The organism is Streptomyces sp. NPDC048352 (assembly GCF_040651895.1).
GTDB lineage: Bacteria > Actinomycetota > Actinomycetes > Streptomycetales > Streptomycetaceae > Streptomyces.
On sequence record NZ_JBEZKZ010000001.1, the window covers coordinates 200,406 to 219,805 of the forward strand.

At 72.0% G+C, this 19,400-nt stretch carries 17 protein-coding genes; 7 read left to right on the forward strand and 10 right to left on the reverse strand.

The genetic code is table 11. From position 1 onward, the window contains the following. Positions 1-35: 35 nt before the first annotated feature. The gene (locus AB0D45_RS00960; RefSeq protein ID WP_362454672.1) at positions 36-2,603 is read left to right on the forward strand and encodes an FtsX-like permease family protein; all 2,568 of its coding nucleotides are present in this window, start codon (positions 36-38) and stop codon (positions 2,601-2,603) included. A gap of 128 nt (positions 2,604-2,731) precedes the next feature. On the opposite strand, the gene AB0D45_RS00965 is transcribed toward AB0D45_RS00960, so the two are convergent. The 3 genes from AB0D45_RS00965 to AB0D45_RS00975 all read right to left on the reverse strand — a co-directional run bounded on the left by AB0D45_RS00965 (position 2,732) and on the right by AB0D45_RS00975 (position 5,005). Then, positions 2,732-3,580: a hypothetical protein gene (locus tag AB0D45_RS00965; RefSeq protein ID WP_362454674.1), complete on the reverse strand. Its 849-nt coding sequence runs from the start codon at positions 3,578-3,580 to the stop codon at positions 2,732-2,734. A 98-nt stretch (positions 3,581-3,678) separates the two neighbouring features. Then, on the reverse strand, positions 3,679-4,350 hold the full coding sequence (locus tag AB0D45_RS00970; RefSeq protein WP_362454676.1) for a hypothetical protein: 672 nt from the start codon (positions 4,348-4,350) through the stop codon (positions 3,679-3,681). A 199-nt stretch (positions 4,351-4,549) separates the two neighbouring features. After that, complete coding sequence (locus tag AB0D45_RS00975; protein ID WP_362454755.1) at positions 4,550-5,005, reverse strand: MarR family transcriptional regulator; 456 nt, start codon at positions 5,003-5,005, stop codon at positions 4,550-4,552. A 220-nt stretch (positions 5,006-5,225) separates the two neighbouring features. Here AB0D45_RS00975 and AB0D45_RS00980 point away from each other — a divergent pair, with 220 nt between their 5' ends. After that, positions 5,226-6,356: an NADH:flavin oxidoreductase gene (locus tag AB0D45_RS00980; RefSeq protein WP_362454677.1), complete on the forward strand. Its 1,131-nt coding sequence runs from the start codon at positions 5,226-5,228 to the stop codon at positions 6,354-6,356. A 150-nt stretch (positions 6,357-6,506) separates the two neighbouring features. On the opposite strand, the gene AB0D45_RS00985 is transcribed toward AB0D45_RS00980, so the two are convergent. Next, entirely contained in the window at positions 6,507-7,070 is a 564-nt protein-coding gene (locus AB0D45_RS00985; RefSeq protein ID WP_362454679.1) for a hypothetical protein, read from the reverse strand. Positions 7,071-7,195: 125 nt separating this feature from the next. On the opposite strand from AB0D45_RS00985, the gene AB0D45_RS00990 reads away from it, so the two are divergent. Together AB0D45_RS00990 and AB0D45_RS00995 are read left to right on the forward strand one after the other, a co-directional pair. After that, positions 7,196-7,732 carry a class I SAM-dependent methyltransferase gene (locus AB0D45_RS00990; protein ID WP_362454681.1) on the forward strand — a complete coding sequence of 179 codons (537 nt, stop codon included), beginning with the start codon at positions 7,196-7,198 and terminating at the stop codon, positions 7,730-7,732. 157 nt (positions 7,733-7,889) lie between these two features. After that, positions 7,890-8,849 carry a helix-turn-helix transcriptional regulator gene (locus AB0D45_RS00995; protein WP_362454683.1) on the forward strand — a complete coding sequence of 320 codons (960 nt, stop codon included), beginning with the start codon at positions 7,890-7,892 and terminating at the stop codon, positions 8,847-8,849. 54 nt (positions 8,850-8,903) lie between these two features. On the opposite strand, the gene AB0D45_RS01000 is transcribed toward AB0D45_RS00995, so the two are convergent. The 6 genes from AB0D45_RS01000 to AB0D45_RS01025 form a co-directional block, all read right to left on the reverse strand. Continuing rightward, complete coding sequence (locus tag AB0D45_RS01000) at positions 8,904-9,209, reverse strand: STAS domain-containing protein (protein ID WP_361605808.1); 306 nt, start codon at positions 9,207-9,209, stop codon at positions 8,904-8,906. 120 nt (positions 9,210-9,329) lie between these two features. Next, positions 9,330-10,517 carry a phospholipase D-like domain-containing protein gene (locus AB0D45_RS01005; protein WP_362454685.1) on the reverse strand — a complete coding sequence of 396 codons (1,188 nt, stop codon included), beginning with the start codon at positions 10,515-10,517 and terminating at the stop codon, positions 9,330-9,332. Positions 10,518-10,683: 166 nt separating this feature from the next. Continuing rightward, positions 10,684-11,841: an acyltransferase gene (locus AB0D45_RS01010; RefSeq protein ID WP_362454687.1), complete on the reverse strand. Its 1,158-nt coding sequence runs from the start codon at positions 11,839-11,841 to the stop codon at positions 10,684-10,686. A 189-nt stretch (positions 11,842-12,030) separates the two neighbouring features. Next, positions 12,031-12,540: a RidA family protein gene (locus AB0D45_RS01015; RefSeq protein WP_361605799.1), complete on the reverse strand. Its 510-nt coding sequence runs from the start codon at positions 12,538-12,540 to the stop codon at positions 12,031-12,033. Next, a complete protein-coding gene (locus AB0D45_RS01020) occupies positions 12,537-14,651 on the reverse strand; it encodes a SpoIIE family protein phosphatase (protein WP_362454757.1) in 2,115 nt (704 codons plus the stop codon). Before AB0D45_RS01020 ends, AB0D45_RS01015 begins: the two co-directional genes overlap by 4 nt. Positions 14,652-15,156: 505 nt before the next feature. Next, positions 15,157-15,840 (reverse strand): maleylpyruvate isomerase N-terminal domain-containing protein, encoded by a 684-nt coding sequence (locus AB0D45_RS01025; protein ID WP_362454689.1) that lies wholly within the window; start codon positions 15,838-15,840, stop codon positions 15,157-15,159. A 317-nt stretch (positions 15,841-16,157) separates the two neighbouring features. Between AB0D45_RS01025 and AB0D45_RS01030 the strand changes: the two genes are divergently transcribed. From AB0D45_RS01030 to AB0D45_RS01040, 3 genes are all read left to right on the forward strand, one after another. Next, positions 16,158-17,132, forward strand: a complete 975-nt coding sequence (locus AB0D45_RS01030) for a cytochrome c oxidase subunit II (RefSeq protein WP_362454691.1) — start codon at positions 16,158-16,160, stop codon at positions 17,130-17,132. Between the two features lie 284 nt (positions 17,133-17,416). Beyond that, the gene (locus AB0D45_RS01035; protein ID WP_362454759.1) at positions 17,417-18,613 is read left to right on the forward strand and encodes a hypothetical protein; all 1,197 of its coding nucleotides are present in this window, start codon (positions 17,417-17,419) and stop codon (positions 18,611-18,613) included. A gap of 53 nt (positions 18,614-18,666) precedes the next feature. Continuing rightward, positions 18,667-19,260: a hemerythrin domain-containing protein gene (locus tag AB0D45_RS01040; protein WP_362454693.1), complete on the forward strand. Its 594-nt coding sequence runs from the start codon at positions 18,667-18,669 to the stop codon at positions 19,258-19,260. Positions 19,261-19,400 lie beyond the last annotated feature (140 nt).

A 19,400-nucleotide genomic window follows, 5' to 3' on the forward strand; every position in this document is an offset into this window, starting at 1 on the left:
CGCCGTTCACCTCCCGCACTCCTCGAAAGCCCACCATGCTGCGAACAGCCCTGCGCAACGTCCTCGCGCACAAGGCCCGACTGACCATGACCGTGCTCGCGGTCTGTCTCGGGGTCGCGTTCATCACCGGCTCCCTGGTCTTCGCCGACTCCACCACTGCCGCCTTCCGCGCCTCCATGTCACAGGACTACGCGGACATCGACGTGAGCGTGACGCCGACATCCCGCCCGGGCGCCGAGGAGGCCGAGCAGTACGCCGCGCTCGACGACGTGCTCGTGCGGAAGCTGTCCGCCGTCGCCGGTGTCGCCTCCGTCCGCCCGGCCGCGGACGGTTCGGTCACCCTGGCCGCCAAGGACGGCACACCGATGCGGGCCACGAGCATGATGGGCAGGTTCGGTGTCGCCTACGTTCCCGGCCCCGACGGCAAGGACGGCCGCCACCCGCTGACGGCGGGGCGCGCCCCCCGCGACAGCGGTGAGGTCGCCCTCGACCGCGGGACCGCGGCCGCAGGCGGCTACGTGCTCGGCGACACCGTCACGCTCGCCAAGGACGGACCGGTCCTCAGGATGCGGCTGGTGGGCCTGGTGTCCACCGATGACAGCCGGGTCAACGCCGGCGGCACCCTGGCGGTCTTCGACAGGGGCACGGCCCAGCGGCTCTTCGCCGCGCCGGGGCACTACAACCGGATCGACCTGACCGCCACGGCCGGCACCGGTCAGCCCCTGCTGTCCCAGCGGGTCACCGCGGTGCTGCCGGCCGACCGCGCCGAGGCCACGACCGGCGCCGCGCAAGCCGCGCAGCAGGCCGTCTTCGCCAACAGCAAGATCCACAGCTACGAGCGGCTGCCCGTGCTCTTCGCCGTGGTCTCGCTGTTCATCGGCACGCTGCTCATCGTCAACACGTTCACCATGCTCGTGGCACGGCGCAGCCGTGAGATCGCGTTGCTGCGTGCCGTCGGCGCCACCCGCCGCCAGGTGGTCCTCTCCGTCCTCGCCGAGGCGGCCCTGGTCGGGCTCGCCGCGTCCGCGCTCGGATTCGCGGCGGGCCTCGGGGTGGCCGCGGTGCTGCCGGACGTCCTGGGCACCTCCGGCGACCTGCTGCCGGGGGGACCGCTGGTGATCAGCCCGGCCGCTGTCCTCGCCCCGCTCGTCGTGGGCGTCGGCGTCACCGTGTCGGCCGCCTGGCTGCCGTCGCGGCGCGCGGCGCGGATCGCTCCCGTCGAGGCGATGCGCACGGCCGAGCAGGCGCCGTCCGCCGTGGCGTCCCGCGTCCGTGCGGGCGCCGGGCTGGTCCTGGTCGCCGTCGGCGTGGGGCTGCTGTTCTCGCTCGGCGGCGCCGACAGTGCCACCGACGAGAACCTGCGGACCGCGATGTCCGGCGCCGGCCTGCTCGTACTCGGCCTCGTCCTGGCGGCACCGCTGCTCGCCGGCCCGGTGGTGCGCTTCCTGGGCCGGTTCACCACCCGTTTCGGCGTGGCGGGCGACCTCGCCCGCGAGAACACCCTGCGCGACCCGCGCCGTACCGCCGCCACGGCCGCCACCCTGCTGCTCAGCACCGCGCTGGTCACCGGGCTCGCCGTCATCGACCAGTCCACGAGCCGGGCCCTCCATGCCCAGGCCGCCGCCGGTCTGAGCGCCGACTACGTCATCAGCGCGCGCGACACCACCACGGCCATCGCCGCCGCCGACGTCCGGCGCGTCGCGGACGTGCCCGGCGTACGGACCGCCTCGGCCGTGGCGGACTCCACCATCAGCGCCGGCGGCCGCGTCCAGACCATCTCGGGGGTCGACCCGGAAACCGTGGACGACGTGATGGAGCTGCACTTCGTCAGCGGTTCCGCCGAAGCCCTGCGCCCGGGGCACATCGCCGTCTCGCAGAGCTTCGCCCGGGACCAGCACGTCACCACCGGCGACCGGATCCGGGCGGCCATCGGCCCCGGAGCCGGTGACCACGACGAGTCCTACACCGTCGTCGGCGTCTACCGGGACAACCCCACCGCCCAGGACGCCATCGGCTACCGCACCGACGTGCAGGAGCGCGGCTTCCTGCACGACTCCGTGCAGCGCGTCCTGGTCCGCACCACCGGCGGGGCGGTCTCCGCGGACCTGGAGAAGCGCCTGCGCGCCGCCGTGAGCGACAGCCCGCTGCTGAAGGTCCAAAACCGTGCGGAGCTCGTCGAGGAGCAGGCCGGCGTCGCCGGCGACCTGATGACCATGGTGTTCGGCCTGCTCGCCATCGGCGTACTGATCTCCGGGCTCGGCATGGTCAACACCCTGGCCATGTCGGTCTCGGAGCGCACCCGTGAGATCGGCGTCCTGCGGGCCATCGGCATGGACCGCTCCGGCGTCCGCCGCATGATCTGCCTGGAAGCCGTCTGCGTCGCCGCCTTCGGCACCCTGCTCGGGCTGCTGGGCGGCCTGTTCGGGGCGTGGAAGGTCAGCGGACTGGCCAACGGTGCGATCCCGCAGTACTCCTTCTCCCTGCCCTGGGGCACCCTCGCCTGCGTGGTCCTGCTCTCCCTGTGCGCCGGCGCCGCCGCGGCCGCCCTGCCCGCCCGCCGCGCGGCGGCCCTCGGCCCCCTGCGCGCCGTCACGGACAGCTGAGAGCCGACTCCGCGATGGGTTCACCGGCCCCGCCTCTGGGCGACCAGCGCCGGGACCGGCAACGAGCGACGGCCGCCACCCGTTTCCGGGTGACGGCCGTCCCGTGGGCACTCGGCGACGAGCGCCGATCAGCCCTGCGCCTTGTTCGCCTCCTTGAACGCCGCCGTGATGTCGGCCGTCTCGGCGGCGGGCGGGGCGGCGATCTCCTTGGCCGCGCCGAAGGAGAGGAAGTCCATGGAGATGGCGGTGCTCCCGAAGACCTGGCTCAGGCGGGCCGGCATGCCCTTCTCGTCCACCCACACGTCGGTCACGAGCTCGGTGCCCGCACCGCCCAGGGCTTCGTACGCCGCCCCTGCGGTCTGCTTGTCCAGCTTCTCCACGGGGATGGTGGCCTTGTAGTGGACGGAGGGCTTCCCGTTCACGTCCTCCTTGCCCACCTTGTTGACGCCCTTCGCCCACTTGAGGGTCTTCAGGCCGGCGGTGGGGTCGTTGTTCGGGCCGTTCATCGCGGCCGCGCCCTTGTCGCCCAGCACGGCCGAGGCGTCGACCTTCAGCCAGGTCTTCCCCTCGAACGGGCCGGACTCCGCCCGGTCGACCTGGTAGTAGTAGGCGCCCTGGACCAGGCGGTAGGTGACCGTGCCGTCCTTGACCAGTTCCTCCATCTGCACGTCCTTGGCCGGGAGCTCGGCCTCCATGGCCACGCCGTTGCCCCACGAGTAGACACCGGTCATCACCGTGGGCCGGCCGCCCGTCTCGGCCATGGACACCGTCATCTTGACCTCGGCCGAGCCGGCCTGCGACGCCGCGTCGGATGCCTTGGTCAGGGCCGCCAGCATCGCGTCGGCGGTGTCCGCCGCCTCCTGCTTCACGGCCTTGGCCGTGTCGGCGGCCTGCTTGCCCGACAACGAACAGCCCACGAGACCCGTGGACATGACCCCTACCGCCGCCGCGCTCGCGACGGCCTTGCCCAGCTTCATTTCCCCACCCCTGCCTGTGCTGATGACCGGAGAAATCTACCCGCTGGAATCGAACTCGTGCGCACATTTCCCGTACGACCGGAGGGCGTGGCTCGCCGTCAGAGCGCCGACGGACCGCCGCACTTCGGACGGGGGCTGGCGAACACAGTCCGCACGGCCTCCGCCACCCGGTCGAGGAACTCAGCCGGAAGTTCCTTCGAGGTCCACGGGGACCAGCCGTCCAGGCCGTCGGGGAACTGCTCGGCGACCCGCTCTGCTTCCTCGGCGGCCTGGGACGGGCTGGGGCCCGGAACCCGCAGGGCCGCCACCGTCCAGCCGGTCAGCTCGTACACCTCGATGTACTGGTACCACTCGGCGTCGTCCCAGCCGAGTCTGTCGGCCCGGGCCCAAGCCCCCTTCAGCACCTCCACCACCGCATCCGCCGCCCGCTGTGGAGCGTCGCCCGTCGCCGCCCGGGCGGCCTGTTCGGCGTGCCCGAGCATGTCCAGCGTGGCCTGGAAGCGGAATCTCGCGAAGACGTCGAGGTGCTCGCCGATCGTGCTGCGGAATGCTCTGCCCCGGCCGTGGCCGTACGAGACGTCCCTCCACGGCCGCAGCGAAGGCGGCCAGGCCCCGTTCGGGCCGGTACGCCTGGTCCCGGCACCGATCACGGCGTCGAACCAGCCCTGGTGGTAGGCATCGCACGCAACGGCGATCGCCCGCACGTCGGCGTCCCTCGCCTGCCCCTCCGGGTCCAACCGGCCCCAGAGCCCCGTGAGCGCGCGTTCCACGGCGGTCCTCACCGCGCGGTGGGGATCGTCGTCCTGGAAGCGCGCCGCCCAGGGCAGCAGCGCCCGGTGGCAGGCGGACCAAGGATCCCGATCATGTGACGCCGCCCCAACCTAGCCCAGCGCTCTTCTGCGACTCCGGCCGCTCCGGACGGAGGCGCAGGATCGGCTCGAACGCGGGCGCTTCCTGCGGTGCGGGGGTCTACGGGGCCGGCGGGCGGCAGGCGGCGCGGGCGTCGTCTTCCTCCGTGCGCGGCCAGTGGCGTCCTTCGAGGGCCTCGGCGCTGCGGTTGAGCCGGACCAGGACGTCCTCCAGCTCCTGCACCTCCTCGGGGGACCAGCCGGCGACCACCCGGGCCAGACAGGAGCGGTTGGCCTCACGGTCTGCGGCGAGCCGGCGCGCGCCTTCGGCGGTGATGCGCAGCTTGCGGGCCATGCCGCCGTCCGGGTCCGCGACGCGCTCGGCCAGTCCGCAGCGCAGCAGTGCGGCTGTCTGGCGGTTCACGGTCGAGGTGTCGAGCCCGAAGGCCTCCGCCAACTGCCCGATGGACATGGGGCCCTGGGTGTCGATCCGGCTGAGCAGCAGGTACGCCGACCGCTCCAGGCGTTCGGGGTCGCGCTCGCGCAGGGCGAGCACCTGGTGCCGCGAGAGCAGCATCAGCTCCCGCTCCAGTTTCTCCAGCACTGCGTCTCCCGCTCCTCTCGGCGCTCCATTATCGCGGACCGGTCGAACCCGTGTGCCGCGGACCTCGGGACGAGTGGCCCGCGGGCGGCTCCCACAGGGGCCGGAGCGCCGCAATATGCATGATACACAACGTGTGTATGATGCACTTCTCGTTGTCACCCGACGAGCCCCAGCCTCACACCGGAGGACCCGCATGACCGTCACCACGTCCACCGCCTCCCGCGCGGCCGAGATCCTGTCCCGGCCCGTCACGCTGAACGGCCTCACCGTCCCCAACCGCATCGCGATGGCGCCGATGACGCGGATGTTCTCCCCCGGCGGCGTGCCCGGCGAGGACGTGCAGGCGTACTACGCGAGCCGGGCCGGTGCGGGGGTGGGCCTGATCGTCACCGAGGGCACCTACGTCGGGCACGAGTCCGCGGGGCAGAGCGACCGGGTGCCCCGGTTCCACGGCGAGGACCAGCTGGCGGGGTGGGCGAAGGTCGCCGCGGCCGTCCACGAGGCGGGCGGCACGATCGTTCCCCAGCTGTGGCACATAGGCATGGTGCGCAAGCAGGGCGAGGCGCCGTACGCCGACGCGCCCGCGGTCGGCCCCTCCGGCATCCGCGTCGACGGCACCGAGGGCACCGGCAAGGCGATGACCAGCGCCGACCTCGACGACGTCATCGGCGCGTTCGCCGACGCCGCCGCGGAGGCCGAGCGGATCGGCTTCGACGGCGTCGAACTCCACGGCGCCCACGGCTACCTGCTCGACCAGTTCCTGTGGGAGCGGACCAACCGCCGCACCGACGCGTACGGCGGGGACGCGGTGGCCCGTACGAAGTTCGCCGCGGAGATCGTGGCGGCCGTCCGCGAGCGCGTCGCGGCCGACTTCCCGGTGATCTTCCGCTACTCGCAGTGGAAGCAGGAGGCCTACGACGCCCGGCTCGCGCAGACCCCGGACGAGCTGGAGGCGATCCTGGCCCCGCTGGCGGCGGCGGGCGTCGACGCGTTCCACGCCTCCACCCGGCGCTACTGGATCCCGGAGTTCGAGGGCTCCGACCTGAACCTGGCGGGCTGGACCAAGAAGCTCACCGGCCGGCCGACCATCACCGTCGGCTCGGTCGGCCTCGACGGCGACTTCCTCCGCGCCTTCGCCGGCGAGGGCGCGGCGCTCGGTGACATCGACAACCTCCTGGACCGCATGGAGCGCGACGAGTTCGACATGGTCGCCGTCGGCCGGGCGTTGCTCCAGGACCCGCAGTGGGCGGCGAAGGTCCTCGGCAACCGCTTCGACGAACTGAAGCCGTACGACGCGGCGGCACTCAAGTCGCTCAGCCGCTAGCCGCCAGCGGTGGGGGAACCCCCGTGACGTCGGTCCGCGACGCCACGGGGCCCCCGCGCTCCGACAAACCCCACTCGCGACGGCCTCGGCGTATTGCTACGACGGCAGCCGGGTGCGCGCAGGCGCCGGCCGGCCGATGCTGCCTCCGCGTCAGAGGTTCAGCAAAGGAGACGTCAGGAGCGCGTCGGCCCCCGAGACCACGACGAAGCACAGAACCGCCACCTCTCCGCGCTCCAGCCTCTCGCTCTCCCAGCAGTCGGCGCCTCGCGAGCGCGCCACCACACGTTCCTCACCACCGGCGCCCCGGACGAGGCAGCGGTGGAGGCGACGCGCGGTGAAGGACAGGGTCTGCCCGTCGCCGAGGGCGAAGTGGATGCCGCGGCGACGCGCAAGAAACGACCTGCCCTCGGCCCGGGCCGTGAAGGGAACACCCTCGAGTGTCCCGTGGACGCCGAGGCGCATCCTGGTCCGCAAGGCGTACCACGGTGCCGCGGCGTCCTGGATCTCCAGAACCGTGTCCCCGCCGAAGACGAGCTGCCACCGCTCCCACTGCTCGGCTTTCGCAGCAGGGCTCAGCCGCCTGCCGGGCCCCCGGAAGAGGGTGCAGTCGCCGTACACCGTCGGGATGACGGCGTACGGCGCGTGCCGGGGCGCCGGCTGGATCCAGGACAGCGCCGGCGCGCGCCAGGACGGTCGGATACGGGACTCGGGCACGGCAGACCCCCTTCGGCGACGCCGATCATAGGCACCCGCGTCGGGGAACGCATGACCCGTGCGGCTTCCCTCCCCGGGACGGAGGGTAGCCATCCGGCTCAAGCCACCTCTCGCCAAGGAGCTCGGTGACCGCCACGACACCGGCCGCCTACTGGGAGCCGCTCTGGGCGGATGGCCGCCGCTACCGTCCGCTGACGGGACCCGAGACCGACTTCCTCCAGAAGCACCTCGGCCCCGGTCGTGGTCGGCCCGCCCTCGACATCGGATGCGGGGACGGTGCTCTCGCACGGTACCTCCACCACCGGCTCGGCTACCGCGTCACCGGCCTCGACTGCGCCCCCAGTGCCATCGCCGCCGCCCGGGGCACCGGGCCGGGGGCCGGGCCGGCCTGGCGGCTGACGGACTTCACCGCCGACGACCTCGCCGCCCTGCCGGAGCCCGCCTACGCGGCCGTGACCTGCCGCCTGGCCTACCTGTGGGTGGACGACAAGCCCGCCTGTCTCGACCGGGTACGACGCGTACTGGCGCCCGGCGGTGTCTTCTCGGTCGTCACCGAAGTCGCCGGTCGGCGCAAGAACGCGGGCCCCCTGAGGAACCTCGCGATCAGCGCCGTACGGGTCGCCGACATCGACGTGCCCCGCTGTTACGCCCTGCGTCCCTGACCGCCTCCTCATCGACCCGGTGTCCCCCGGCGGGGCCGGGCACGGGGGCGAGATCATTTATGCTGCCCGCCGGAGAGCTGCGTACGGGCATCCCCGGCCCGGGCGCGCAGCGGGCGTCGTCGATCGGATCCGGGTACGGGTGGGGAAGGAGCCGAAGGTGGCGCGGGAAGTGGCGCGGACTTGTTTCGCCACGCGGGACCAGGAGGAGGCGAGGGGGTTCCTGGACCGTGCCTACGGGACGAGTCTGCGGGCTCGCGGTGAGCTGGCGGGCCGGTCCCTGCGCCATGAGCGGGTATCGGTCGGGGCGCTGGCGTGGGAGGAGCTCGTCGTGCCGGGCGAGTTGTCGTACGCCTGTGATCCGTTGGACCGCATCGTGTTCTCCATGCCCACCGAGGGGCTCCTCGATCTGGAGATCGCGGGGCAGGCGAACCGGGCGGGCCGCGGCGGCATCGTCCTGAACACACCCGGCGCCTCGTTCCGGGGCTCGTCGAGCGACCTGACCACCGAGGCGATCACGCTCGACCCCACGGCCGTCGAGAAGGTCGCGCTCATGCCCCTCGACGAGCACAAGGGAAAGGTCGGCTTCACCGGTACCAGGCCCGTGAACACCGGGGAGGCCCGCCGGTGGCTGGCAACCACCGCCTACGTGCGCGACGTCCTCACCGGCCCGGGCGCGGTGACCCCTCTGGTGGCGGGCGAGCTGGCGCGACTCGTCGCGGCGACCGCCCTGGCGGCCTTCCCGCACCATCGCGGTTTCCCGGCCCGGGCGGCCGACCGGAACGATGCCACCGGCGACACCTTCCGCCGCGTGCTCGAATTCATCGAGGACAACGCCCACCGCGACATCTCCATCGCCGACATCGCCGCGTCCGTCCCGATCACGCCCCGGGCGGTGCAGTACGCCTTCGCCCGGCACGCGAACACCACGCCCCTCGCGCACCTGCGCCGGGTACGCCTGGCCCGCGCGCACGCCGAACTCAGGGCTGCCGACCCGCTCACCACGACCGTCACCGCCATCGCGGCGAAATGGGGCTTCGCCCACCCCGGCCGGTTCGCCACGCTCCACCGCACGACCTACGGGGTCGCCCCCTCGACCCTCCTGCGACAGGCCGTGTGAACGAGCAGGCCGCCGCCCCCCGCTGACGCCCGCCCGCAGCGCACCGTCCGGTGATCAGGCCGTCCGCCGGCTGTTGTCGCGTACCTCGAACAGGGCGAGCGCGCCGGTCATTTCCAGGAGGCGCACCAGCTGGTGCGGCAGCGGCCCCTCAAGCAGCAGCGGGCGCGTGTTCCGCAGGTGGATCAGCAGGTTGAGGAAGGAGGAGTCGGCGAACTCCACCCCCGAGACGTCGAGCACCAGGCGCGTCGCGCCACCAGCCTCCCGTTCGCAGGCCGCCTCCAGTCTCCCGATCGTGTCCAGGTCGAACTCCCCCGAGCACACGACCACGCACACACCGTCCGCCTCAGGCCGGACCGTCACCCGCGGCGACTCCATACAGACCTCCCACCCGCGTCGTACCTCGGCGCAGACCGCCCATCACCTGCGACCGTACATCGTCGGGGCGGACCGGCGCCCCGCGCGCCCGAAGACACGTACGCCCTACAGGAACCGGCGGATGGGCAGCACCGCGGCCTCCCGGGCGCGTTGCAGGGCCGCCCGGCGCTTCCAACGGCCCGGGTCGATGGTCTCGCTGCGTTCGAGGTCGGCGTCGAAGTCACGGTCGAGGCCGGCGGTGAAGTCCTCGTCCAGGACCGCGAGCATGACCTCCTCGTCGTGGTCCATGGACCGCCGGTTGAAGTTGGTGGAGCCGATCAGCGACGCCAGCCCGTCCACCGTCATGATCTTGGCGTGCATCATGGTCGGCTGGTACTGGCGGATCGACACGCCCGCCTCCAGGAGGCGGGCGTAATGGTATTGGCCGGCCAGCTGGCAGGCCCGCTGGTCCGTGTAGGGGCCGGGGAGCAGGATCTCGACCGTCACTCCGCGCCGCGCCGTCGCGCACAGCAGGTCCACGAAGTAGGTGTCGGGAGCGAAGTAGGCGGTGGCGAGGCGGAAGCGGTGCTCGGCGGAGGTGAGCATGACGCGGATGAGTGTCTGCATGTCCTGCCAGCCGAAGCTGGCCGAGCCGCGCACCACTTGCACGACGGAGGAGCCGGGCTGCTCGTGTTCGGTGAAGCGGTCGCGGTCGTCGTAGAGCTCGTCGTGGCACTCGGCCCAGTTCTGGGCGAAGGCCGCCGCGATGCCGTCCACGGCCGGACCGCGCACCTTGACGTGGGTGTCCCGCCACTCGTGGGGGTTGCGCGCGTTGCCGCACCACTCGGCGGCGATGCCGACACCGCCGGTGAAGGCCGTGTGCTCGTCGACGACGAGCGCCTTGCGATGGCAGCGGTGGTTCTGCTTCAGGGGCGACAACCACAAGGGTTTGCGGAACCAGGCCACCTGGACACCGGCGGCGTCCATGTCGTCCAGGAGTTCCGGCTCGATCTCCCTCGCACCGAAGCCGTCCAGCAGCAGCCGTACCCGCACTCCGGCGCGGGCGCGCTCGGCGAGGGCGGCGGCGAAGTCGCAGGCTATGTCACCGCGCCAGTACACGAACGTCATCATGTCTATCGTGTGCTCGGCGTCCCGTATCGCGCCCAGCATCGCCGGGAAGATCTCATCGCCGTTGCGCAGGGCGGTGAGGTCGTTGCCCTCCGTCGCGGCTACGCCGATCAGCCGCTCCAGGCGGCGACGCAGCCGCTGGATGCCGGCCGAACGGTCGCCGCGGTGCTGTTCCGCGAGATGCATGCAGATTCCTTGTCGCCGGCTGTTGCGCGTGGTGGGACCGGAGATCCCGGGGTGGCACCGGCCGGCCCTCACATCGACGGGCCGGCCCCGGCAAGCGTACTGACGCCTCGCGCGGCCCCGGACGGCCGTCCCCCGGAGCCGTCCGTCAAGGGAGCCGCCGTCCGGCCTAGGGTCCGGCGGGGATGCGTTCCGCCTCGGGCGCACCGGGCTGGGCGGGCAGCCGGTCGAGCGGGGGCCGGGCCGGGGTTCCCGTCCGGATGTCCTGTAGCCCGCGGCGCAGTGCGGCACCGAGCCGCCGGCCCAGCGGGCGCTCGACGACCCGGTGGACGGTCCAGGCGAGCACCAGCACGCCCGCGGTGGTGGCGAGGACGAGGGGCACGGGGGCGATGCGGCCGCGGAAGTGGTGGATGGCCGTCAGCCCCACCATCATGTGGATCAGGTAGAGCGGGTAGGTGACCGCGCCGGCGTGCCGGAGCCAGCGCCACCGAATGCCGTCCAGGGCACCGAGCCCGAGGGCCGCCATGACGGCGAAGCCCAGCAGGATGATCACGTGGGCGGGCCAGGAGGGCGTCTGCGCGGTGGCGGCCTGTCCGAGGCTGGAGACCATGCGGGCGTGCACGTAGTGCTGCGCGAGGAGGAACTGCACGCCGACGACGGCCCACAGGACGGCGTTCGGCCCGAAGCGGCGCATCAGGTGGAAGGCCATGCCGGCGATGAAGTAAGGGGACGCGGACGGCATCGCGAAGAAGGACAGCACCCCGCTGTCGGCGGTGGGTGCCACCACCCCGGCGAGTGTCCAGACCCCGCAGAACAGCACGCAGTTGCGGTAGGTCACCCCGCGCAGGGCCATGAGTGCGAACAGGACGTAGAACTTGAGTTCCACGAAGAGCGTCCAGTACGCGTCGTCGATGTCCGGGACCCCGAGGCCGCCCTGGAGCATCGACAGGTTCACCACGACGTCGGTGAACCCCGCGATCGGGCGCACCTCGGGCCAGGTGAACAGCACCAGTGAGGTCAGGGCCACCGCCGCCCAGTAGGCGGGGAAGAGCCGGGCGACCCGGGACACCGCGAAGTCGCCCACGCTGCGGCCCCAGGCGCTCATGCAGATGACGAACCCGCTGACGAGGAAGAAGATCTCGACGCCGAGCCAGCCGTAGACCGCCAATCGACGGGCGACGGGGAAGACCCCGGCGGTCGGCTCGCCCCAGGCGCCGGCGAGGACCACGTAGTGGTAGAAGAGCACGGCCAGCGCGGCCAGGACCCGTATGCCGTCGAGGACGGCCAGGCGCCGCTGGGGCGCCGCTCCCGTTCTGCCCGTACTCATCACTCGCCCGCCCCGTTGCCCGTACCACTGTTCGATTACCGCCGCGCAAAGATCAGCGGAACTGTACTAGCGGACCCGCGGACGGCCCCCCTCTTCCCTGACACGCGCCGGCGGACCCCCGAGGGGGCGGGGACCCGCCGCCTCGGGGGTCCCCGGTGGTCCTCGCCGCAGGGACAGGAGTCCGCTCGGTCAGGAGCGCGGTGAGACCTGGACGATGGCTTCGATCTCCACGAGCTGCTCGGGGACCGACATGTCGGAGACGCCGACGATGGTGTCGGTCGTGCGGTGGTTGCCGACGTACTCCTTGTGCAGCCTGGCGGCCGTGTCGAAGTTCTGGCGCAGGTCCTTGGTGAAGATCTTCATGCTGATGATCTGGCTGCGCGGGACCCGGTAGTGCGCGAGGACCTTGTCCAGGTTGTCGAACGAGGTGCGCACCTGCTTCTCGAAGTCGCCGGCGCCGACGAAGTTCCCGGCCGCGTCGTGGGACACCTGCCCGGAGATGTAGATCGTGTCCCCGGCCCTGATGCCCTGCGAGTACCCGTAGGACTCCTCCCACGGCACCCCGAAGGTGAAGTGGTCCCATCCGCGGCGGGCCTGGTCCTGCGCGCTGGCTCCCTGCGGTCCCGTGAAGGTGATCATCGCCGCCACGATCGCGGCCACCACCGCGCCGATGCCGAAGCTGCGCCTTGACTTGGTCATTCCTCGTGTCCTTTCGTCCCCAGCGGAGCCGTGCAGCCTTGACGCTGACACGACAGAGGCGAGGACTCCTCGAACGGGGATCGAGCGGACGTCACCCGGATGAGGAGCAGGGCGATGTCGTCGTGGCGGGGTGCGGATCGCTCGGCGTGCTGGAGGAGGGCTTCGGCCACGGCGTTCAGGTCCTCGGGCTGCGCGGCGTCCAGTTGGCCGGCGAGCGCGGCGGTGGCGTGGTCGATGTCGGTACCGGGGCTTTCCACGAGTCCGTCGGTGTAGAGGGCGAGAAGGGCGCCGGGCGGGAACGGGATGTCGGTGGTGGGGTAGTCGGCGTCCGGATCGATGCCCAACAGCAGCCCGGGAGACAGGGGGACGGTGCGGGTCCGGCCGTCGGGGTGGCGCAGCAGCGCAGGGGGGTGTCCCGCGGTGGCCAGCTGGGCGCGGTGGTGGGTGAGGTCGAGGCGGGCGATGAGGCAGCTGACGAAGACGCCGGGGCTGAGGTCGACGAGGAGGCGGTTCGTGCGGGCGAGGATGTCGCCGGGAGAAGCGCCGGCGGTGACGTGGGCGTGGACGGCGGTGCGGACCTGGCCCATGAGGGCGGCGGCGGTGGTGTTGTGGCCCTGGACGTCGCCGATCACCGCGACGGCCGTCGTGGGCGTGGAGCGGATGAGGTCGTAGAAGTCGCCGCCGATGTCCATGCCGTGGCCGGCGGGCTTGTAGCGGGCGGCCGTGTCCAGGCCCGGGACGTGCGGCAGGGTGCGGGGCAGCAGGGCGGTCTGCAGGGTGTGGGCGAGGGCGTGCTTGGCGTCATAGAGGCGGGCGCGGTCCAGGGCCTGGGCGATCAGCCCGGCCAGTGAGGTGAGCAGGGCCCGCTCGGCAGGCGGGAACGCGCGGGGCAGGTCGTAGCCCAGGACCATCGATCCGACGGGGCGGCCTGACACGGTCAGGGGCAGGAACGCCCAGGAGGCCATCCGGTCCAGGTGGACAGCCGGCGGGTGCGCCCGCTTGAGGTCGGCGAAGGTGGGGAAGAAGCCGGGCGCACCGGTGGTGACGGCGTGCACCGCCGGGATGTCGGAGGTCAGGGACGCCGCGTCGAAGTGAGCCATCAGTTCGGCGCTGTAGCCGCGGTCCCCGGTGATCCGCAGGCGTCCGTCCTCCACGGTCATCAGGGCCAGGGCCTTGGGGCCGAAGGCCGGCACGATCTGGTCGGCGGCCAGTTCGACCACGTCCTTGACGCCGGCGGCCTCCGCGAGGGCAGTGGCGACGTGCGTCAGGTGGTACAGCGCCGCCGCGCCGACGGGCTCGGCGGAGGACGGATGTCCCGGCGCGGCCGCGGGACCGGCGGCTGCTTCGGCGGCGGGAGAGATGTGGACACTGATGCCGGTGTCGTCCGGGTAGAGCTGGAACGAGAGCCGTGTGCCGGGTGGGCGGGTGGCGGTGAAGGACGTCGGCTGGCGGGCGACCACCGCTGCCCGGTAGCGGTCTTCGAACACCGGGTCCCGCAGCCACGGGAGCACCTCCCAGGGACGTCTGCCGAGCAAGGAGGCGGACGCGGCCCCGACCAGCTCGGTGCCGGCCGGGTTGATGAAGGTGAGCCGCCCGTCCAGGTCGAGAGCGCAGCAGCCCACGGGGAGGCGCCGGGTGAACCCCAGGGCGGCCAGGGCCTGCACCGGATCGGCTTCCCGGGGGTCCGGCGGCGGCAGCCGGCGCGGTTCGTCCGGGATCCGCAGGGGACGGCCGCTGTCGGCAGCCTGCCTGAGGAAGGCCGCCGCACGACGGCAGCCGGCGGTGATCGTCTGCTCTTCGGCCGGGCTCAGGTGCGGTGGGTGCCAGACGGGCCACAGCAGCACCACCCCGCCGTAGGCAGTGGTGCCGGAGGCGATCGGGGCTGCGGCGAGCATGAAGTCGTACGGCAGGACGATGCCGAGGCGGGGGTAACGGCGGGCGACGTCCTCCTGGTGGCCGAGCCAGACCAGTCGCCGGTGGCGGACGGCGTCCGCCACCGGAATCGTGGCGTCGAGGGGGATGCGGGCCCACGGAGCGGCGATGCGCCGGGACACACCCGAGATCAGTACGAGGTGCAGGACCCGCTCCCCCGGCGCCAGCAGGTACACCATCCCGACGGAGGCACCCGTGTCCCTCAGGATCTCGCCCAGCACGTCATCCGGTGGATCCGCACCCGGGCCGGGCCCGCCTCCGGGGGAGGGAACGTGCGCCTGGCCGGTCATGCGTGCCGTCCGGCCCCCGCAGCGCCGCGGGTGCCTGTGACGCGTCCCCGGGCCGCCTCGGCGCCGGCGCCCAGCGCCGTCGCGGTCCGTGCCCGGCCGGCCCCGGTCCTCCGGTCCGCCGGCACCGCTGCCCGCGCCGGCTGTCCGGCCGGGTCCGGCACGCCGGCCACCGCCGCGGCGCGCTGTCGTGGCCGCGTACCGCACCCGTCGCACCGCACGTCGCCCATATACGGACGATAAGCCTGCCGTGCGGTGACGGCACGTTCCTCCGCCCCGGTGCGGCGGGCGGCGGGACGCGCCGTGTCGGCTGCCGGGTCGCGGCTCGCCGGTGCCGCTTCGTGCCGCGCGGCTGCCTTCGGTTCGTGCGGTCGGCCGTAGGTCCGTCGTCCCGCCGTCAGCCCAGTGTCAGCCACCGGATGCCGAGCCGTTCGACCTCGGCGGTCTCCGCCGCCCCGAGCGGCTCGCGCCCGGTGGCCTTGCGCAGGAACGTGACCCGGTCCCAGCCGAGTGCGGCGGGCACGGCCATCCGGTCCGGGCCGAGCAGCAGCTCCAGGACGGCGTCCGCGGCCTGCGGGGTCAGCCACGGCTCGCGCCCCAGCCCCTCGGCGAGGTCCAGGCCGTGGACGGCGACCTCCACGACCCGGGTGAGCAGGAACTGCGACAGGAGCATCGCATCCCCGTGCCGAGTACGCACCACGCGGGTCTCGGGCTCGGCACGGCACAGCCGGTCCACCAGCTGCCAGGTCTCGGCGAAGTCCTCGGCGAGCGCGGCACCGTCGGCCCGCCCGGCCGCGTGGCCCTGCGCCAGGGCGATGCGGGCCGTGTTGGTCTCCGGGGCGAAACGGTCGTCGGGCCGGTAGTACTCCACTGCGGACACCTCGGCGCGGTCCGGCGACGGAGCGTCCAGCATGTCCGGCAACCAGGCGATCACCACGCACACATGGCCCAACAGCTCTCGTACGGACCACGGTTCACACCGTGTCGGGAGATCCCACTGGGCATCCGGGAGGCCTGTGACCGCCCGGGAGAGTTCTTCGGCTTCGCAGCGGAACGCCTCCAGCACCTGGCTCTGATTCATGATGATCAAGCTATCAACCCACCCCGCCATCCGGGGCGTGGGGCCGGGGAGCCGTGGGAGGCCGGCGGCCGCGATGTCCGTGACGGCCGAACGGGTGAGCGCGGCGCGGCGCGGACCCGCGCAGGGCTGGTTCCCCGCGGTTCGTCCCGACAATGGTCGCTGCGCTGCCGTTGGCGGGGCCGTCCGGGGAATCGTGTCCGGCCTGCCTCCCACGACCTGCCGCACCGCGGTCCCCACCTCGTGTCCGGTTCAGGTCAGCGACGGCGAGGACACCGCCGTCGTCCGACCGGTGTCCGGACAGGCTTTCAGGAGGCGCAGTGGAGGGCAACGGCTGGACCCGCGCACGGCGGGCCGCGAAGCGGCGGAGAGCGGGGCAGGTGCTCCTGGCGTGTCTGGTCCTGTCGACGACTTCGGGCTGTGAATACACGTGGCAGAGCTTCCCGCGTCTGGGGATGCCGACCCCCGTCACGGAAGAAGCGCCCAGGATCCTGTCCTTGTGGCAGGGTTCCTGGGCGGCGGCGCTCCTCGTGGGGCTGCTCGTGTGGGGGCTGATCATCTGGGCGGTGATCTTCCACCGGCGCACCAGGACCAAGGTCGAGATCCCCCCGCAGACCCGGTACAACATGCCCATCGAGGCCCTGTACACGGTGGTCCCCCTGATCATCGTCTCGGTGCTCTTCTATTTCACCGCCCGTGACGAGGCCAAGCTCCTGAGCCTCTCCGCCAAGCCGGCCCACACCATCAACGTGGTCGGCTTCCAGTGGAGCTGGGGTTTCAACTACATCGAGGACGTGGACGGCAGCGCCGGCACCGGCGACGCGAAGGCCGACCGCGCCCTGCACGTCATCCCGGCCAGGTTCAGCAACGCCTTCCCCGAGGGCGCCGAGGGTGTCTACGACGTCGGTGTCCCCGGAACGCGCAACCCGCAGACGGGCAATCCGGGGCCCACCCTCTGGCTTCCGAAGGGGGAGAAGGTCCGCTTCGTCTTGACCTCCAGGGACGTCATCCACTCCTTCTGGGTGCTGCCGTTCCTGATGAAGCAGGACGTGTTCCCAGGGCACAACGTCAACGTCTTCGAGGTGACGCCCAGCCGGGAGGGCACCTTCAGGGGCAAGTGCGCGGAGCTGTGCGGCGTCGACCACTCGCGCATGCTCCTCAACGCCAAGGTCGTCTCCCCGGCACGGTACCGGCAGCACCTCGCGGAGCTGGCGGCCGCGGGCAAGCGCGGCTTCATCCCTGCGGGCATCGACGTCGCCGAACCGGTCAAGAACTCCGAGCCGCGCAAGCTGTGAAGTGACGACGCCCTCCGGCCGCGCCGCCCGAGCAGTCGGGCCGGCGCGCCGGAGGGCGTCGTCCCGCGCGTGCCGCTCGGCTGAAAGGGTGGGGTTGCCGGACCCGCGGCCGGTCCGGCGCCGCACGGGCGGGTGGCTGCTGAAGGCTGGAGGAGGCCCGGGAAGGCCTTCTGCCTGGATCACGGCTTTCGTGCAGCCGTCCGGCGGCATGCGATCCCGGGTCCGCCACCGTCCCCGGGGCATCGTGCCCGGGACCAGGAACCGCTCGGAAGCCGGTGACCGTCATGACCTTCAACCCGCTCGAACAGCGCGGTATCCCCCTGGACCGCCAGCTGCGCAGCTGGCGTGAGCTGAACGTCTCCCCGATCGACCCGGACGCGAGCGACCCGTACACCCGGTGCCGCATCATCGCGATGAACGGCATCGAGGTGGAGGCCATCCTCTTCAGCCACGACCTCGCGCGCAACTGTGTGGATCCCGAGGTGAAGCGGCAACTGGCCGGCACCCGTTACATCGAGGCGCAGCAGCAGAAGGTCGTGAACTGGCTGCTGCCCGGGGTGTCGTCGGTGCTGGAGACGACGATCGCGTACGAGCAGGTCGCGGTCGACCTGACGTCGTGGGTGGCGCGCATGGAACCCGACCCCTATCTGCGGCAGGCGTACGAGTTCGGGGTGCTGGAGGACTTCGACCACCTGTACCGGTACGCGAACCTGTACGAGATGATCGAGCACCGCAAGGCCGAGGCGATCGTGGACGGCCTGACCGAGGTGATGCCGGGGCGCCCGACCCGGATGCACCACCGCAATCCGGCGGACAACGTGCGCGATGCCTACGACAAGGCGGCCACCGATCCGCTGTCGAAGCTCCACGCGCTGACGATCCTGTCGGCCGAGCAGCAGACGATGAACTTCTACATGAACACCGGTCCCACCTATATGGAACCGATCGCCCGTCAGCTCTACCAGGAGATCGGCCTCATCGAGGAAGAGCACGTCACCCACTACGAGTCGTTGGTGGATCCAGGTGAGACGTGGTGGGAGCAGCTGGTCACCCACGAGTACAACGAGTGCTACCTCTACCACTCCTTCATGGAGCAGGAGAGCCACCCCAAGGTGAAGGCCGTGTGGGAGCTGCACCTGAACATGGAGCTGGAGCACCTGCGGCTCGCGTGCGACATGATGCGGCGCCACGACGGGCGCGATCCCGAGGAGATCCTCGCGCCGGAGCTGCCCGACGTGCTCACCTTCGAGCCGAACAAGGCCTACCTGCGCGAGCTCCTGGCCACGCAGATGGACCTGACCACGCTGGGTGCCGGCTACGTGCGGGAGGCGCACGAACGGTTCGAGGACATGCAGGCGCGGATCCACGACGGGGAGGCGCCGCCCAGCGACCGGGTCATCGAACAGCACCAGGAGATGTTCGGACGGGACTACCGCGTGGAGACCGAGGGGCCGCATCCCGACCCGTCGCAGCGCGCGTGAGCCGACCGAAGACCCGGGTGCCGCCGGCACCTTCGCACTCGCAGGAGGATCGTGTGCAGGACGACGAGAAGCAGGTGGGTGACCCTGCGGCCGGGGAGGACGTGGTGGCTCTCCTGGTACGCCAGCACGGGCAGATCCACACCCTCTTCGACGAAGTACGGCTGAGCCGGGGCGAGGCCCGCAAGGACGCCTTCGACCGCCTGGTGCGGCTCCTGGCCGTCCACGAGACGGCGGAGGAGGAGGTCGTCCATCCCCACGCCCGCAGGGTCTTCGACGGTGGTGAGGACGTCGTGCAGGAGCGGCTCGCCGAAGAGAACGCGGCCAAGGAGCTCCTGGCGCGCCTCGACGGCATGGACACCGGGGACCCGAAGTTCATGCCGGCGCTGCTTTCCCTGCGCGATGCCGTCCTCGCGCACGCCCGTGCCGAGGAACGCTACGAATTCGCGCAGCTGCGCCGCAGCAGCTCCCGAGCCCGGCTGATGACCATGGCCAAGGCGGTCAAGGCCGCCGAGAAGATGGCACCGACCCACCCGCATCCGGGGGTGGAGAGCGCTTCGGCCAACATGGTGCTGGGCCCCGTGGCCGCCCTGGTGGACCGGACCCGCGACGCCATCCGAGGAGCCATGGCCAAGGACACGGACGCCTGAGGAAGCCCCCGCCCCCGCAGGCCGGCTGCGGGGGCGGAAGTTACGGGGCAGGTGACGCGGGTAGGCGCGAGTCGGGGGCATGGAAAGCCTCAGGAGGTGACCGACCATGGTCACGGATGACCTGGCTCGTGCGCTCGGCG